The organism is Acidimicrobiia bacterium, assembly GCA_036271555.1.
Classification (GTDB): Bacteria; Actinomycetota; Acidimicrobiia; order IMCC26256; family PALSA-610; genus DATBAK01.
The window spans coordinates 40896-55008 of the sequence record DATBAK010000084.1 but is presented as its reverse complement, the minus strand read 5'-3'; the positions used below and the strand labels follow the sequence as shown (position 1 = coordinate 55008).

General features: G+C 71.1%; 18 protein-coding genes. 8 read left to right on the top strand and 10 right to left on the bottom strand.

Going from position 1 to position 14113, the window contains the following annotated elements; all coding sequences use genetic code 11:
- Nucleotides 1-72 precede the first annotated feature (72 nt).
- The 7 genes from VH914_19255 to VH914_19225 all read right to left on the bottom strand — a co-directional run bounded on the left by VH914_19255 (nucleotide 73) and on the right by VH914_19225 (nucleotide 7075).
- On the bottom strand, nucleotides 73-960 hold the full coding sequence (locus VH914_19255; protein HEX4493350.1) for a thiamine pyrophosphate-dependent enzyme: 888 nt from the start codon (nucleotides 958-960) through the stop codon (nucleotides 73-75).
- Nucleotides 957-2126 (bottom strand): hypothetical protein, encoded by a 1170-nt coding sequence (locus tag VH914_19250; GenBank protein HEX4493349.1) that lies wholly within the window; start codon nucleotides 2124-2126, stop codon nucleotides 957-959. Before VH914_19250 ends, VH914_19255 begins: the two co-directional genes overlap by 4 nt.
- Nucleotides 2123-2380: a 4Fe-4S dicluster domain-containing protein gene (locus tag VH914_19245; protein ID HEX4493348.1), complete on the bottom strand. Its 258-nt coding sequence runs from the start codon at nucleotides 2378-2380 to the stop codon at nucleotides 2123-2125. The genes VH914_19250 and VH914_19245 overlap by 4 nt, the downstream gene beginning before the upstream one ends.
- Before the next feature lie 10 nt (nucleotides 2381-2390).
- Nucleotides 2391-2972 (bottom strand): 2-oxoacid:acceptor oxidoreductase family protein, encoded by a 582-nt coding sequence (locus VH914_19240; protein HEX4493347.1) that lies wholly within the window; start codon nucleotides 2970-2972, stop codon nucleotides 2391-2393.
- On the bottom strand, nucleotides 2962-3612 hold the full coding sequence (locus VH914_19235; protein ID HEX4493346.1) for a TetR/AcrR family transcriptional regulator: 651 nt from the start codon (nucleotides 3610-3612) through the stop codon (nucleotides 2962-2964). Before VH914_19235 ends, VH914_19240 begins: the two co-directional genes overlap by 11 nt.
- 179 nt (nucleotides 3613-3791) lie before the next feature.
- Nucleotides 3792-5264, bottom strand: coding sequence for an AMP-binding protein (locus VH914_19230; GenBank protein HEX4493345.1), 1473 nt, complete (start codon nucleotides 5262-5264; stop codon nucleotides 3792-3794).
- Nucleotides 5261-7075: an amidohydrolase family protein gene (locus tag VH914_19225; protein HEX4493344.1), complete on the bottom strand. Its 1815-nt coding sequence runs from the start codon at nucleotides 7073-7075 to the stop codon at nucleotides 5261-5263. Before VH914_19225 ends, VH914_19230 begins: the two co-directional genes overlap by 4 nt.
- Before the next feature lie 137 nt (nucleotides 7076-7212).
- Between VH914_19225 and VH914_19220 the strand changes: the two genes are divergently transcribed.
- From VH914_19220 to VH914_19190, 7 genes are all read left to right on the top strand, one after another.
- On the top strand, nucleotides 7213-7683 hold the full coding sequence (locus tag VH914_19220; GenBank protein ID HEX4493343.1) for a hypothetical protein: 471 nt from the start codon (nucleotides 7213-7215) through the stop codon (nucleotides 7681-7683).
- A 57-nt stretch (nucleotides 7684-7740) separates the two neighbouring features.
- Nucleotides 7741-8175: a Fur family transcriptional regulator gene (locus tag VH914_19215; protein HEX4493342.1), complete on the top strand. Its 435-nt coding sequence runs from the start codon at nucleotides 7741-7743 to the stop codon at nucleotides 8173-8175.
- Between the two features lie 46 nt (nucleotides 8176-8221).
- Nucleotides 8222-8641 carry a rubrerythrin family protein gene (locus tag VH914_19210; GenBank protein HEX4493341.1) on the top strand — a complete coding sequence of 140 codons (420 nt, stop codon included), beginning with the start codon at nucleotides 8222-8224 and terminating at the stop codon, nucleotides 8639-8641.
- A gap of 118 nt (nucleotides 8642-8759) precedes the next feature.
- Complete coding sequence (locus VH914_19205) at nucleotides 8760-9338, top strand: DUF3501 family protein (protein ID HEX4493340.1); 579 nt, start codon at nucleotides 8760-8762, stop codon at nucleotides 9336-9338.
- Nucleotides 9331-9813 (top strand): dUTP diphosphatase, encoded by a 483-nt coding sequence (gene dut, locus VH914_19200; protein HEX4493339.1) that lies wholly within the window; start codon nucleotides 9331-9333, stop codon nucleotides 9811-9813. Before VH914_19205 ends, dut begins: the two co-directional genes overlap by 8 nt.
- Nucleotides 9814-9868: 55 nt before the next feature.
- Complete coding sequence (locus VH914_19195; protein HEX4493338.1) at nucleotides 9869-10807, top strand: TIGR03621 family F420-dependent LLM class oxidoreductase; 939 nt, start codon at nucleotides 9869-9871, stop codon at nucleotides 10805-10807.
- Nucleotides 10808-10819: 12 nt separating this feature from the next.
- Nucleotides 10820-11752 carry a TIGR03621 family F420-dependent LLM class oxidoreductase gene (locus VH914_19190; GenBank protein ID HEX4493337.1) on the top strand — a complete coding sequence of 311 codons (933 nt, stop codon included), beginning with the start codon at nucleotides 10820-10822 and terminating at the stop codon, nucleotides 11750-11752.
- Nucleotides 11753-11792: 40 nt separating this feature from the next.
- Here the strand turns inward: VH914_19190 and VH914_19185 are convergent, their stop codons facing one another.
- Nucleotides 11793-12461, bottom strand: coding sequence for an alpha/beta hydrolase family protein (locus VH914_19185; protein HEX4493336.1), 669 nt, complete (start codon nucleotides 12459-12461; stop codon nucleotides 11793-11795).
- 10 nt (nucleotides 12462-12471) lie between these two features.
- Entirely contained in the window at nucleotides 12472-13176 is a 705-nt protein-coding gene (locus VH914_19180) for a dienelactone hydrolase family protein (protein HEX4493335.1), read from the bottom strand.
- Nucleotides 13177-13205: 29 nt separating this feature from the next.
- Here VH914_19180 and VH914_19175 point away from each other — a divergent pair, with 29 nt between their 5' ends.
- Nucleotides 13206-13529 carry a cupin gene (locus VH914_19175; protein ID HEX4493334.1) on the top strand — a complete coding sequence of 108 codons (324 nt, stop codon included), beginning with the start codon at nucleotides 13206-13208 and terminating at the stop codon, nucleotides 13527-13529.
- Between the two features lie 162 nt (nucleotides 13530-13691).
- Here VH914_19175 and VH914_19170 read toward each other — a convergent pair whose 3' ends face one another.
- Nucleotides 13692-14087 (bottom strand): hypothetical protein, encoded by a 396-nt coding sequence (locus VH914_19170; GenBank protein ID HEX4493333.1) that lies wholly within the window; start codon nucleotides 14085-14087, stop codon nucleotides 13692-13694.
- Nucleotides 14088-14113 lie beyond the last annotated feature (26 nt).

Below are 14113 nucleotides of genomic sequence, written 5' to 3'. Positions count from 1 at the left end.
CGCTCCGTGACGCGGGATGGGATGGAGTCGGGTCGCATGCTCGCTCCGCTCGCTGCTGTGCCGGTCAGGTGTCTACTCGCGCACGCCGCCGGCGGCGAGTTGCGCCTCGACCTCGGCCTGACGCGCGACGTTCTCGGCGTGCAGCTCTTCGGTCGTGCGGACGTGCCCGTCGACCTTCAGCTCGCCCATGACGTGGACCTCACCGAGGGTCTCGGTCATGTAGCCGGGGCCCTCACCGGTCGGGATGAACCAGCCCGTCGGGCACATCGTGAGCACCTCGACGAACGAGAACCCCTCGCCGCGAATCTGACTCTCGAACGCGCGCCGGAACATCTTCTTCGTGCGCGCGACCGCGCCCGCGTTGTGCACCGACCCGCGCGCGACGTACGCCGCGCCTTCGAGCCGCGCGATGAGATCGCCGATGAGGATCGGGTAGCCGTGGTATTCGGCGTCGCGTCCGTCGAGCGAGCTCTTCGTGCGCTGCCCGATCACGCTCGTCGCGGTCATGTGCCCGCCGGTCTCGCCGAACACACCGTTGTTCAGCAGGATGCACGTGACCTTCTCACCGCGCGCCGCGGTGTGGATCACCTCCTGCAGACCTTCGTTCACCATGTCGCCGTCGCCCTGGAGCGTGAACACGACCGCGTCGGGACGCATGCGCTTCACGCCCGTCGCAAGCGACGGCGCGCGTCCGTGCAGCGCCTGCACGAGGTCGACGTCCATCGTGCTGCTGAAGCTCGTGTAGCAGCCGATACCCGCAACTCCGATCGAGCGCGGCGCGACTCCGAGCTCGGTGAGCGCCTCGAGGAATCCGCGCACGGCGATCGGCTCGCCGCAGCCGGGACACATGTGGTGCTGCTGCGTGAGCAACAGGTCGGGCAACAGTGGTTCGACGACGCGGGCGCGCTCGGGTGCGCGCGTGGTGTCGAGCACCGGGCCGAGAGTGTGCGAGGTCGTCACGGTGTCGCCTCCTGCTGATGGGCTGCGAGCTCGTAGTGGAAGGCGTCGGTGCCGGGGATGATGCCGAGCGGCTTGCCGGTGTGCACGGCGAGGATGCGCTCCTCGATGACGTCGACGTCGAGCAGCCGCCCGACGCCGAAGCCCGAGCCGTCGGTCGACACGCCGCCGAGGAACTCGACCGGGGCCTGCCCCGCAACGCCGATGCGGACGTCGTCGATCATCTGCCCCGCGCAGAGCTCGAACGAGCCGACGACGTTCGCGCCTCGTGCCGCGTCTCGAACCACCTCGTAAGGGAACGGCCACAGCGTGATCGGACGGACCATGCCGATCTTGTGACCGGCTTCGCGCAGCCGTCCGATCGCGTAGCGCACGAACTTCGACGGGGTGCCGAACGCGACGATCACGGTCTCGGCGTCGTCGAGGTACGCGGTCTCGACGCGCACCTCGCGCTCCATGAACGGGATCTTGCTCGCGGCGTACTGCGCGCGCCCTTCCTGTCCGAACGCGCGCTGGCCGTGCTTGGCGACGCCGAGCGGTGTGACGCCGCGCGAGTGGCCCGATCCGCTCGCGGTGCCGTCGACCGCCCAGTCCTTCGCCGGGAGCGAGGGATAGGGGATCGGCTCGACGGCGACCGCCTCCTGCGTGTGCGCGAGCAGATAGTCGCCGTAGATCAACACCGGATTGCGCCACTTGTCGGCGAGGTGGAACGCGAGCTGCACGAGTTGGACGCCTTCGGTGATGTCGTGCGGCGCGAGCACGATGTGCCGGTAGTCGCCGTGGCCGCCGCCGCGCGTCGCCTGGTAATAGTCCTGCTGGCCGCGCGCCATGTTGAAGATCACGAGCGGCAGCTCGGCGAGCGTGATCTCGGAGAACGACTCCTGCATGAGCGACAGGCCCTGGCCCGTCGAGCCGGTCGCGGCGCGCGCGCCGGTCGCGAGCGCACCCCACGCCATGCCGACGGCTTCGAGCTCCGACTCCGCGTTCACGCACGCGCCGCCGACGTCGGGCAGCAATCGTGCGAAGTGTTCGAGCACCTCGGTGAACGGCGTCATCGGGTAACCCGCGAAGAACTTGCAGTCGGCCGCGATCGCGGCCCGCACGAGGGCTTCGGAGCCTTCCATCAGGGTGCGCTCGGCGCGCGGCCCTGCGGTCGTGGTCGCGGTCACGACGCCTCCTCGATCTCGTGCAGCACCGGCTCGGAGAATCGGAACACCTCGAACACGAAGTCGGGGCAGACGAGCAGGCACGCGGCGCAGCCGGTGCAGCCGGCGTGCAGCTCGGGCCAGCGATAGCCCATGCGGTTGACGGCTTCCGACATCGTGAGCACCGCGGGCGGGCACGCGGGGATGCAGAGCTCGCAGCCCTTGCACGTCTCCACGTCGATCGTGACGGTGCCGCGCGATTTCACAGTGATCGACACGCCGGCCTCCTCAGCTCGCGGCGACGGTCGCGGGCGACCACGCCGGACAGGTGTTGGGTTCCACCGCATCGAACCCGGCGCGTAGCGCGCGCTCGTTCGCGGTGATGTGCTGCGTGCGGTACGACGGGATCGAGTCGGTCATCGCGGCGACGAGCGCGTCGACGGAGACGATGCCGGTGATGGCCGCGTAGGCGCCGGTCATCACCATCGACCCGCCGAGCGCGTGGCCGAGCTCGGTCGCGATCCCCGTCGCGTCGATGCGGTGCAGCACACACGGCACCGCGACGTCGCTCGCGAACGTCGAATCGTTCACGAGCACGAGCGCGTCGGGCCGCAGCCTCGCTTCGATCGGCTCCCAGAACTCGTCGTGCATGCCGATCGCCGACCACGAGCGCGACACGAGCGGCGGCGTGAGCAACGGCGCGTCGCCGATCACGACCGTGCCGTCGGTGTTGCCGCCTCGCATCATGCCGCCGTAGAGGCCGAACAGCATCACGTAGCGATCTTCGAGCGTCGCCGCGCGCGCGAGCACCTGGCCCGCGAGCTGGACGCCCTGCCCGCCGATGCCGGTGATGAGCAGCTCACGTTCCATGCGGTGCCCCCTTGGTTGCGGATGCGCGGATGCCGGCGAGCGCGAACTGCACGACATGCTCGACGTCGGCGCGAGTGGGGGGCCGCCGCTCGACGAGGAAGCGGTGCATCGTGCCCATCGCGAGCTCGCGGACGGCCTCGGTGTCGCGCTCGGCGTCGCCGCCCGCGTCGACGACCGCGGCCCGCAGCGGTGCGAGCAGCCGGTCGAAGCTCGCCGCGGTCTCGGTGGGGAAGCGGTCACGCAGCCGCACCGCGTTGATCGCGAACGGTCGCGTGTTCTCGGCGGCGTCCTTGTTGCGCGCCTGCTCGAGCACGCCCTCGATCCACGCGCGCACGCGCGGCGCGCCGGGCTCGACCTTCTGCATGCGCCGTTCGAGGGTTGCGACCAGCCGGCGCTGGCCCTCGTCGAGGACCGCGACGAGCAGCGCGTCCTTGCCCGCGAAGTGGCGGTAGAAGGCCTGGTTCGACAGGCCGGCTTCCTTGACGATGTCGCCGACGCGCGGGTCGATGTCGCCGCTGCGGGCCATCACCGCATACGTCGCGTCGAGCAGCCGCCGCACCTCGCCGGCGTAGCCCTCGAGCCGGCCGGCGACCGCCCGCCCCGCCAGCTCGTGCTCCAGGCTCGGAACTGCGTTCTGCATCGCCGGAATCATATTCTCGCGAGCGGCCCCGCGCGGTTCAGCGCGGCCACCGGCTCCCGGATCGCTGGACCCCACCCGCCCGCCGGCGTCCGCGCTCACTGGGCGTCCGCCCGGGTCCCGTGGTACTGCGTTATCGGCGTATGGCCGAAGAACGCAGTACCACCTGGAGGGCGGCGGGCTCAGGAAGCGACGATGCGCTCGACGATGAGGGTGCGCTGGACCTGGCCGGTCGCGGGGGTGCGGGGCAGCGCGTCGACCACGACGATGCGGCGGGGATGCTTGAACGACGCGAGCCGGTCGCCGCACCAGGCCCGTAGCGCATCGACGTCGGGCACTTCGGCCGCGTCCGTTGCGATCACCACGCACGCGGTCACGATCTCGCCCCACTGCGCGTCCGGCACACCGACGACCGCGACCTCTGCGAACGCGGGATGAGCCGCGAGCACCTGCTCGATCTCGACCGGCGCGATCGTCTCGCCGCCGCTGCGGATGACATCGCGCGCCCGACCGACGATCGAGAGGTAGCCGTCGTCGTCGAACGCGCCCAGATCACCCGTGTGGTACCAGCCGTCCGCCAGTGCCTCGGCGGTCGCGTCGGGGTTGTCGAAGTAGCCGTCCATGAGGAAAGGGTTGCGCACGCACACCTCACCGCGCGCGCCGAGCCGCACCTCGCAGGTCGGCTGTGCGCGCCCGACCGCGCCCGGATGCGACGCGAGATCGTCGGTGCCGAGGATCGTCGCCGGCCCGGCCTCGGTCGAGCCGTAGAAGATGCGCGTGACCGTGTGCGGCAACGCGTCTCGGATCGCGGCGATGAGCTCGGGCGGCGTCGCCGACGTGCCGGTGTCGGCTTCGTGCAGCGACGACAGGTCGTAGCCGTCGACACCGTGGTCGAGGATGCGCGCCCACACCGCAGGGATCGCGTACAGGCGACCGGCGCGGTGGCGCTGCGCGGTCTCGAGCAGCGTCGCGGGGTCGGCGGGGGCGAAGTGCACCGGGCGCCGGGCCTGCCACGCGCCCAGCGCGATCGTCCAACCCGCCATGTGGAACAGCGGGAACATGCAGACGACGCCGGCGCCGCCGGGCTCAGTCGTCGCGCCGGGAAACGAGCGCAGCCAGTTCGTGCGGTGCGAGAGCACGACTCCCTTTGGTCGTCCGGTGCTGCCGCTCGTGAAGAAGATGACGTGCGGGTCGAGCTCGTCGGGACCGTCGACGGTGAGCGGCGCGGTCGAAGCGGCGGCGGCGGGCCCGAGCGCGTTGTCGTCGACGTGCGGAACGCCGAGTCGCGCCGCGAGCGCCTCCCCGTCGGCATCGTGCACGCGATCCGTCAACACGAGCCGCGGTCGCACCAGCTCGACGACGGGATGCGCCTCCTCCAAGCCGATGCGCGCGTTCACGGGCGCGAACACCACACCGAGCCGCGCAAGCGCGAAGAAGATCGGGATCGCGTCGAGCGACGTCTCACCCCACCACGCGACGCGATCGCCGCGCGCGACGCCCGCGTCGAGGAGGACGCGCGCGACCTGGTTCGCTCGCGAGTCGACTTCGCCGAAGGTCAGCGCGCCGTCGCCGAGGGTCGCGGCGACCGAACGCGGTGCGACCCGCGCCGCGTTGTCGAGGATCGCGCCGACGACGAGCGGAGCGACCATCTTCATGGTCGCGCTCGCTTCGCTCGCCGCTCCGCGACGCGAGGTGGGAGTGAGTCGGGTCGCCCTGCTCGCTGTGCTCGCGGGCTCGGCCACTCACGCGAGGTCGCCCGCAGGAAGCGGCCCGATCGCGCGCCGGTCGAGTGACCATCGCGCGTCGCGACCACACCGTTCACGACCGACGCCGCGACGCCGGTGGCTTCCGACACGAGGCGTCGTCCGCCTGCGGGTTGGTCCGCGACGAAGCGGACGCCGGTACGCGCGATGCGATCGGGGTCGAAGAGCACGAGGTCGGCGACCTGCCCGACCGCGATGCGGCCGCGCTCCGGCATGCCGAGCAGGTCGGCCTGGTCGGCGGTGAGCATCTGCACCGCGCGCTCGAGCGTGAGCACCCCGCGCTCGCGGCACCAGTGCTGGAGCGTCCACACTGCGTACGCGGAGTCCGTGTTCGACAGCACGTGCGCGCCCGCGTCGGACGCGCCGATGCGCGCGAGGGGATGCGCGAGCATGCGTCCGATCTCGTCGTCGTCGGTGTTGCGCATGAGCGTCGAGAACTGCGTGGCGAAGTCTTCGGCGATCGCGGTGTCGAGCAGCACGTCGACCGGCTCGACGCCCTGCTCGCGCGCGAGCGTCGCCAGGTCGCGGTCGACGAGCGCGCCGAACCGGGCGCCATCGACGACCTGGCGCACGAACACGTGGTCCCAACGGCCGGAGAACACGGGAAACGGCGTGATCGCGCGGGCTTCGTCGCGCAATCGCGAGCGCGCCGCCGGATCCGCGGCGACGCGCCGCAGCCCGTCGACACCGTCGTCGCGCACGGCGCGCCGCAGCGTCGGCAGCACGCGCACGAGCAGCGGGTTGTCGTCGAGTCGCTGCCACAGCTCGAATACGAACACCGAGACCTGCGGCACCACGGTCACGCCGGGCCGACGCGAGCGCGCGGTCGCCTCGATCAGGTCGAAGCCCACCCCGGGCTGTTCGAAGTGGTCGAAGCACGGCCCGATCACGACCGGTTTGGCGCTCGCCGCCGCGAGGCGTTCGTGGAAGCGCAGGTCGTCCTCGCGTGCCGCGCGGTCGAGCAGCAGCGCGCGCGGCGCCATCGCGAGCCACCCCGGTCCGGAAGCCGACGCGAGCACGCGCGCGAACGCGAGCAGCTCGTCGTCGCTGCACACCTGACCGGGAAGCTGCGTGCCGCGCGGACCGACGTTGCCGACGACCTGATCGGTCGTGACGCCGAGCGCGCCGAGCTCGAGCGCGTGGCGCAGCAGCGCGCTCATGCGCTCGATCTCGTCCGGTGTCGCGGTGCGGTCGTGCACCGCGTCGGGACCCATCACCGCGGTGCGGATCGGCACGTGCCCCGCGTGGGTCGCGAAGTTCAGGAGCGCGGGCGTCGAGTCGAGGCGCGCGAAGTAGTCGTCGAGCGTCGACCAGTCGAGCGGCACGCCGGCACGGATCGCCTCGATCGGGATCTGCTCGACCTCGCTGAGCGTCTCGACGACGTAGTCCCGCGAGGCACCGGTGCCGAGCGGTGCGAGCGCGTAGCCGCAGTTCCCGGTGACGACGGTGGTGACGCCGAAGCTCGACGACGGCGTGAGGTCGGGATCCCAGAAGAGGTTGGCGTCGAGGTGCGTGTGCGCGTCGATGAAGCCGGGTGCGAGCACGAGGCCGCGGCCGTCGAGCTCCTCGGCGCCGCCCCCGGGGCCGACCGTCCCGATCGCCGTGATCACGCCGCCGGTCACGCCGACGTCGGCCGCGAACGGGGGCCCGCCGCGGCCGTCGACGACGGTGGCGCCCCGCACCACCAGGTCCGCGTCGCTCACCCGCCGATCGTCCCACAGCGCCCGCCGTGGCGCCTCGACTCGGACAAATGCGGCGCAACCGCACTCATCGCCTCAAGGAGGTCCGGCTCCCGGTCGATGAGGACGGGTCGGTGGGGACCCGTGAGCCGGGGGAGCGAATGCCCAAGCGAGTACGGAAGAAGCCGACGCGCGACCAGCGCGGGCACAGTGCGTGGGAGCGCGCGCTCGGTCTCGCCCCCGGTGAGTCGGCGTCGGAGTCGTTCGTCGCCTACTACGAGGACGAAGAGATCGAGGGCGAGCTCGCACGCGCGTTCGGCGTGCGCGAGCGCGGCGCCCTCGTGAACGCGGTGTTCACGGATCGCGGCCGGCTCGTCCTCCGCGAGCCCGACAGCCCCGCCGAGCCGATCGCGTTCGACGCGAAGCTGCCCGCGCGCGTGGCGGTGCTCGGACCGAACAACCGCCGGCTGACCGGGCTGCTGGGTGGTGCCGAGCGCACGCACCTCGTGGAGCTGAGCAGTCACGGCATCGACCCGGTACGCATCATCGTTCCCGAGAGCGGCGTCGCGGTGCTGCTGCGGTGGGGCGACGAGCGCCCCGGTCACGACGAGCGGGAGCGCGTCAGCGCCTGAGCGCGGCTGCGCGCCACAGCTTGCTTCCTGACAATCATTGTCAGTAAGTTCGACGGCGTGAGGAACGCCGCCGAGTTGATGAGCGCGATGCGCGAGCAGGGCCTGCGGGTCACGCCCCAGCGCATGGCGATCGTCACGCAGCTCGCCGGCAACACCGAGCACCCGACCGTCGAGTCGTTGTTCGACGCCGCGCGCGTCGCGATGCCCGCGATCTCGCTGAAGACCGTGTACCAGACCGTGCACGATCTCGAAGCGCTCGGCGAGGTGCGACTCCTCGACGTCGGTACCGGTCAGGTGCGCGTCGACCCGAACGTCGAGCACCGGCACCACCACGTCGTGTGCAACTCGTGCGGGCGCGTGCGCGATGTCCCGGTCGACTTCCCCGACCTGACGCTGCCGCGCCGCCACCGCGCCGGCTTTCGCGTCGACGCCGTCGACGTGATCTTCCGCGGCTCGTGCGACACGTGCGCGAGCGCGCCCGATCCGCAATAGATCCGAACCGATTCGAATCGATCCAGTCAGCCAAGAAGGAGCAACGATGCCCGAGCTCAACGGGTCGCAGACCCACGACAACCTCAAGACGGCCTTCGCGGGCGAGAGCCAGGCGAACCGGCGCTACCTGTACTTCGCGCAGAAGGCGGACGTCGAGGGCTACCCGGACGTCGCGGCGCTGTTCCGCTCGGTCGCCGAGGGTGAGACGGGACACGCGTTCGGCCACTTCGACTTCCTCGCCGAGGTCGGCGACCCGGTCACCGGCGTGACCGTCGGCGCGACCAGCGACAACCTGAAGTCCGCGATCGAGGGCGAGACCTACGAGTACACCGAGATGTACCCGGGCTTCGCGAAGACCGCGCGCGACGAGGGCTTCGAGGACGTCGCCGAGTGGCTCGAGACGCTCGCCCGCGCCGAGAAGAGCCACGCCGGACGCTTCACGCAGGGACTCGAATCGCTCGCCTGAGTTGATTGGTCGCACTCGCTGCGCTCGCCGCTCCTGACTCCCCAGTCGGAGAGGCGGGCACCACCGACGGCCCCGGCAGTGTCCGGGGCCGTCCGCGTTCTCAACGGAGGAGGGCGGCATGCGCAAGCTCACGGTCGACGACATCCTCGACGGCCGCGCTTACGAGCGCGAGCGTGCCGAGATCCGCGCGTCGGTCATCGCGCTGAAGAAGCGCCGGCGCGTCGCGCTCGGCGACTACGTCAGCGTCGTCTTCGAGAACACCGAGACGATGCGCTGGCAGGTGATGGAGATGGCGCGTGCCGAGCGCATGTTGCGCGACGAGCAGATCGAGCACGAGGTCGCGACGTACAACGAGCTCGTGCCCGACGACGGCGAGCTGTCGGCCACGCTGTTCCTGGAGCTGCGCACCGAAGCGGAGCTGCGCGAATGGTTGCCGAAGTTCGTCGGTATCGACCGATGTGTCGCGCTCGTGCTCGACGACGGCACGACGATCCCCGGCGAGCCGCGCGACGAGGAGCGGCTGACGCGCGAGGAGATCACCGCAGCCGTGCACTTCCTGCGCTTCCGCGTCGGCGCGGCGGCGGATCGGCTCGCGTCGGGTCCGGTGAAGCTCGTCGTCACACACCCTGATTACTCGGTCGAGACGCGGCTCGACGACGCGCAGCACGCCGAGCTCGTGCGCGACCTCCGTGGCTGAGCCCACGATCGACCTCGCGGCGGCGCAGCGCGTCGAACCGCTCGCGATCGCGATCCGGCAACTCGATCCCGGCCTGTCGCTACCCACACGCCAGCACTCGCACGACGCCGGCTACGACCTCGTCGCGCGCGGCGACGCGGTGCTCGCTCCGGGCGGCGGGCGCGCGCTCGTGCCGACCGGTGTCGCGATCGCGATCCCGCCCGGCTACGCGGGATTCGTGCAGCCGCGCTCGGGGCTCGCGCTGCGCCACGGCGTCACGGTGCTCAACACGCCCGGGCTCGTCGACGCGGGCTACCGCGACGAGCTGAAGGTGCTGCTCGTGAACCTCGACCCGCACGAGTCGTTCACGGTGACGCGCGGCGACCGCATCGCGCAGCTCGTGATCCAACGCGTCGCCGCCGTCGAGTGGCGCGCGGTCGAATCGCTCGACGACTCCGACCGCGGCCTCGGCGGGTTCGGCTCGACGGGCACCTGAGGCGCGCCACCCTCTAGCGTGCGGCCGGCAACGACCGGCGGCGACAGGGGGCGTGGTGGAGAGGCGGTTCCGCTTCGGGGTGATCGTTCCGAAGACGGGCTCGGCGCAGGAGTTCGCGGAGACCGCGCGCCAGGCCGAGGCGCTCGGCTACTCGACGCTGTACGTGCCCGACCACTTCGTCGAGCACCCCCTTGCGCCGATCCCTGCGCTCGCGACCGCGGCCGCGGTCACCACGACGCTGCGCGTCGGTCCGCTCGTGCTCGGCAACGACTACAAGCATCCGGTCGTGCTCGCACGCGAGGCCGCGACGATCGACCTCCTCTCCGACGGCCGGCTCGAGATGGGCATCGGCGCGGGGTGGATGACGGTCGACTACGAGAAGGCGGGGATGCCGCTCGATCGTGCCGGCGTGCGCATCGCGCGCCTCGCGGAGTCGATCACGATCCTCAAGGGTCTGTTCGCCGACGGACCGTTCTCGTTCCACGGCGAGCACTACACGGTCACCGAGCTCGACGGTGAGCCGAAGCCGGTGCAGAAGCCGCATCCGCCGTTCGTGATCGGGGGCGGCGGTCCGAAGGTGCTCGCGCTCGCGGCGCGCGAGGCGCAGATCGTCGGCGTGAACGCGAATCTCCGTTCGGGCGACGGCAACTCGAGCGACGCCGCGAGCTCGCTCACGAGCGCGCGCACCGACGAGAAGATCCAGTGGCTGCGCGACGCCGCGGGCGCGCACTTCGACGACCTCGAGATCCAGACGCTCGTCGGCTTCGTGCACTTCACCGACGATCGCACGGGCATCGTCGAGGCGATGGCGGGCAGCTTCGGTGTGCCCGCCGACGACGCGGTGATGGCGCCGGTGACGCTCGTCGGCTCCGAGTCGGAGATCGTGGAGTTGCTCGAAGCCCGGCGCGAGCGGTGGCACATGAGCTACACCGTGATCCCGCACGAGGCGATAACCCAGTTCGCGCCGGTCGTGGCGAAGCTCGCCGGCCAGTAGAGGAGTGCGACGATGAGCCATCCGTTCCGGTTCGGCGTGCAGGCGAGCGGCATCGAGAACGCGGACTGGCGCGGCTTCGCGGGTCAGGTCGAGGACCTCGGCTACTCGACGCTCTACATGCCCGACCACTTCATCGACACGCGGCTCGCGCCGATGCCCGCGCTCGCGATGGCCGCCGCGTACACGACGACGTTGCGCGTCGCCGCGCTCGTGTTCGACAACGACTACAAGCACCCCGCGATCCTCGCCAAGGAGATGGCGACGATCGACGAGATCTCCGGCGGTCGCTGCGAGCTCGGCATCGGCGCGGGCTGGATGAAGTCCGACTACGACGCGCTCGGCCTCCCGTACGACTCCGCGGGGACGCGCATCGCGCGGCTCGACGAAGCGCTCCAGGTGATCAAGGGCTGCTGGGCCGACGGCGCGTTCTCGTTCCAGGGCAAGCACTACACGATCACCGATTACGACGCGATCCCGAAGCCGGTGCAGCAGCCGGGCCCGCCGATCCTCATCGGCGGTGGCGCACCGAAGGTGCTCCGGCTCGCGGGGCGCGAGGCGAACATCGTCGGCATCAACCCGAACCTGCGCGCCGGCGCGGTGACGACCGACGCCGCGAAGAGCGCGAGTCGCGAAGAGACGGCGAAGAAGATCGGCTGGATCCGCGAAGGCGCGGGCGATCGCTTCGACGCGATCGAGCTACAGATCCGCTACTTCGTCCTCGCGATCACCGACGACGCGCCCTCGTTCGCGGCCGCGGTCGCACCCGGCTTCGACACGACGCCCGAAGAGGTCCTCGGCTCGGGCGCCGCGCTCATCGGCACGATCCCGGAGATGATCGACGAGCTGCAGAAGCGGCGCGACGAGTGGGGCGTCAGCAACGTCGTCGTCGGGGGCGACAACTTCGAGGACTTCGCGCCCGTCGTCGCCGCGCTCGCGGGCACATAGCGCGCGAGCGCGCGGCTCGACCACGCGCGATCCCGACCCGTCAGATCGCGCCTTCGAGGTATGCGGCGACCGCGTCGGGGTGCGAGAGCGCAGCGAGGTGGCCGCCGGGAACGGAGTCGACGGCGAGCCCCAATCGCTCGCGCGCGACGCGGCGCTGGAAGTCGAGCGGGAAGAAGCGGTCATCGGCACCCGCGGCCACGCGGATCGGGATCGCGGGCCACGCGTCGAACTCGCACGGCGACGCGAACACCGCGTCGGCTTCCGCGCCTTGGTGCTGGCCGCTCTCGGCGACGACCGCGGCCGGCACGTCGTGGAGGAAATAGGTGACCTCGTCGAAGTCGCCGTAGCCACCCGTGGCCGCGGCCGCCTCGCGCGCCTCGACCGCGCCGACGTTGCCCCACCACGCTCCGGGTGTCTCACCCGGTACCGGGATCATCGCGTTGAGGAGTACCAGCGCGCGCACCGGTGTCGTCGCGCACACCATCGCCGCGGTGAAGCCGCCGAGCGATTGCGCGGCGAGGACGACGTCGGACGCGTCGCCGATCGCGTCGACGACGAGACGCGTGTACTCGGGGAGCGCCGCGTGCTCGTCGGCGCCGGGAAGGTCGACCGCGGTCGCGCGATGACCGGCGCGCTCGAGTCGCGACGCGACGAGGTTCCAGTACCAGCCCGAACCACCCGCGCCGGGCACCATCACGAACGTCGCCATACGCGCTCCTTCAGGACGCACCGAGCCGCGCGGGAATCCATTCGGTGAGCAGCGCGCGCAGCTCGTCGCGAGCCTCTTCGAGCAGATGGCCCGCGCCCGCGTAGAAGCGAAGCTCGCCGTGACCCGCGAGCATGCGCACGACCTCGCTCGTCTGCGCCGGCAGGATCTCGTCGCGATCGCCGTGGCACAGCAGCAGGGGAGTGTTGCCGAGCTGCTCGGCGTCCTCGCAGCCCGCGGACTGCGTCGCGAGCGTGACGACACCGCGCGCGAGCGCGCCGAACGCGATCGCGGCCTGGACCGCGACCGCGCCGCCGAAGCTGTGGCCGACGGTGACGACACCCTTCGCGCCGCCTTGTACCGCGAGGTCGGCCGCGGCGGCGGCGTCGTGCACGCAATCGGGAAGATGGTTCGGCTTGCGGTAGCCGACGCGGATCGTCGCGATGCCGTCGGCCGCGAACGTCTCGCCGAGGTAGTGGTAGATCCCGCCCGCGGGACCGAGCAGGCTGCCCATCCCGCCGCCGACGGTGATGACGACGCGATCGGTGTCGCGCGGTCCGTGCCACAACAGTGTGAGCAATCCGCGCAGCGTGTACACCTCGACGTGATGCAACCACGGCGTGATCTCGACCTCGGTCACCGCGAGCGGCTCGAGCAGCATGAGTGGCGACCGGGCCCGGCCTTCGCTCGACGGGGACGCGCCGGTCGCATCGGTCATGATGGGGACGCTACGTCAGGGGGACGACGATGACGCCCGACGACCGCGTGCTCGGAGCCGTGGGGACCCGCCTCGTGTGGGAGAACGACCGCGTCCGGATCTGGGAGATGGTGCTGGAGCCCGGCGCGCGCTCCGACGTGCACGAGCACACGCTCGACTACCTGCTCGTGCCGCTCGCCGGTGATCGCATCGGCGTGGAGGTCGAGCCCGACACCGCGGGTGCGTATCGCGACTCCGGTGACTTCCCGGTACCCATCGGCAAGGCGACGTTCGTCGCGCGCGGCGGCGTCGAGACCGCGGTCAACACCGGAACCCAGAGATATCGCGAGATCCTCGTCGAATTGAAGGATTGAGACGCGACGACGGGAGCGCAGCGCCTTCGGTCGGGCTCGCAAGCTTCGCCCTCCTGACGCCTCACGCGACGAGGCGGGCGGGCCGCAAAGCGACCCGCCCGTGCTGGTGGAAACGACGGCGCGCTCCCTTCCCGCGTGTGAGATTGCTGCCGTGGTCGGTGACTAGGCCGCGGCGGGGCTCGGTGCCCACTCGCGCTTGTCGCGGTACTGGTAGTTCGTGACGAGGCTCACCGCGAGCACCGCGATGCCGGCCACGATGTAGAAGGCGGTCAGCCCCGCGTCGCCACGGTGGAAGTTCAGCGCGAACGGCGCGATCACGAGCAGCGCGACGGCGAGGTAGTCGCCGGCCGAGTGCACGGTGAACGGCAGCACCTTCACGACACCGAGTGGGTACTTCGTCAGCATGCTCACGAGGAGCACGACGGCACCGACGACGACGCCGGTTGCGACGGCACCGTTGCTGCCGCCGACGGCAAGGGCGACGATGACGAGCAAACCGCCGACCGCGTAGTCTGCGATGGCGTGCAGCCACGCCGGGAGAAGTCGAACGATCGACATGGGTTTTCTTGCCCCCTGTTCGGTGC

Coding starts and splice junctions, on each gene's coding strand:
- VH914_19185 (HEX4493336.1), bottom strand. CDS start 12,461: ATGGCGACGTTCGTGATGGTGCCCGGCGCGGGTGGTTCGGGCTGGTAC.
- VH914_19220 (HEX4493343.1), top strand. CDS start 7,213: ATGCCCAAGCGAGTACGGAAGAAGCCGACGCGCGACCAGCGCGGGCAC.
- VH914_19180 (HEX4493335.1), bottom strand. CDS start 13,176: ATGACCGATGCGACCGGCGCGTCCCCGTCGAGCGAAGGCCGGGCCCGG.
- VH914_19205 (HEX4493340.1), top strand. CDS start 8,760: ATGCGCAAGCTCACGGTCGACGACATCCTCGACGGCCGCGCTTACGAG.
- VH914_19235 (HEX4493346.1), bottom strand. CDS start 3,612: ATGCAGAACGCAGTTCCGAGCCTGGAGCACGAGCTGGCGGGGCGGGCG.
- VH914_19210 (HEX4493341.1), top strand. CDS start 8,222: ATGCCCGAGCTCAACGGGTCGCAGACCCACGACAACCTCAAGACGGCC.
- VH914_19175 (HEX4493334.1), top strand. CDS start 13,206: ATGACGCCCGACGACCGCGTGCTCGGAGCCGTGGGGACCCGCCTCGTG.
- VH914_19240 (HEX4493347.1), bottom strand. CDS start 2,972: ATGGAACGTGAGCTGCTCATCACCGGCATCGGCGGGCAGGGCGTCCAG.
- VH914_19190 (HEX4493337.1), top strand. CDS start 10,820: ATGAGCCATCCGTTCCGGTTCGGCGTGCAGGCGAGCGGCATCGAGAAC.
- VH914_19230 (HEX4493345.1), bottom strand. CDS start 5,264: ATGAAGATGGTCGCTCCGCTCGTCGTCGGCGCGATCCTCGACAACGCG.
- VH914_19170 (HEX4493333.1), bottom strand. CDS start 14,087: ATGTCGATCGTTCGACTTCTCCCGGCGTGGCTGCACGCCATCGCAGAC.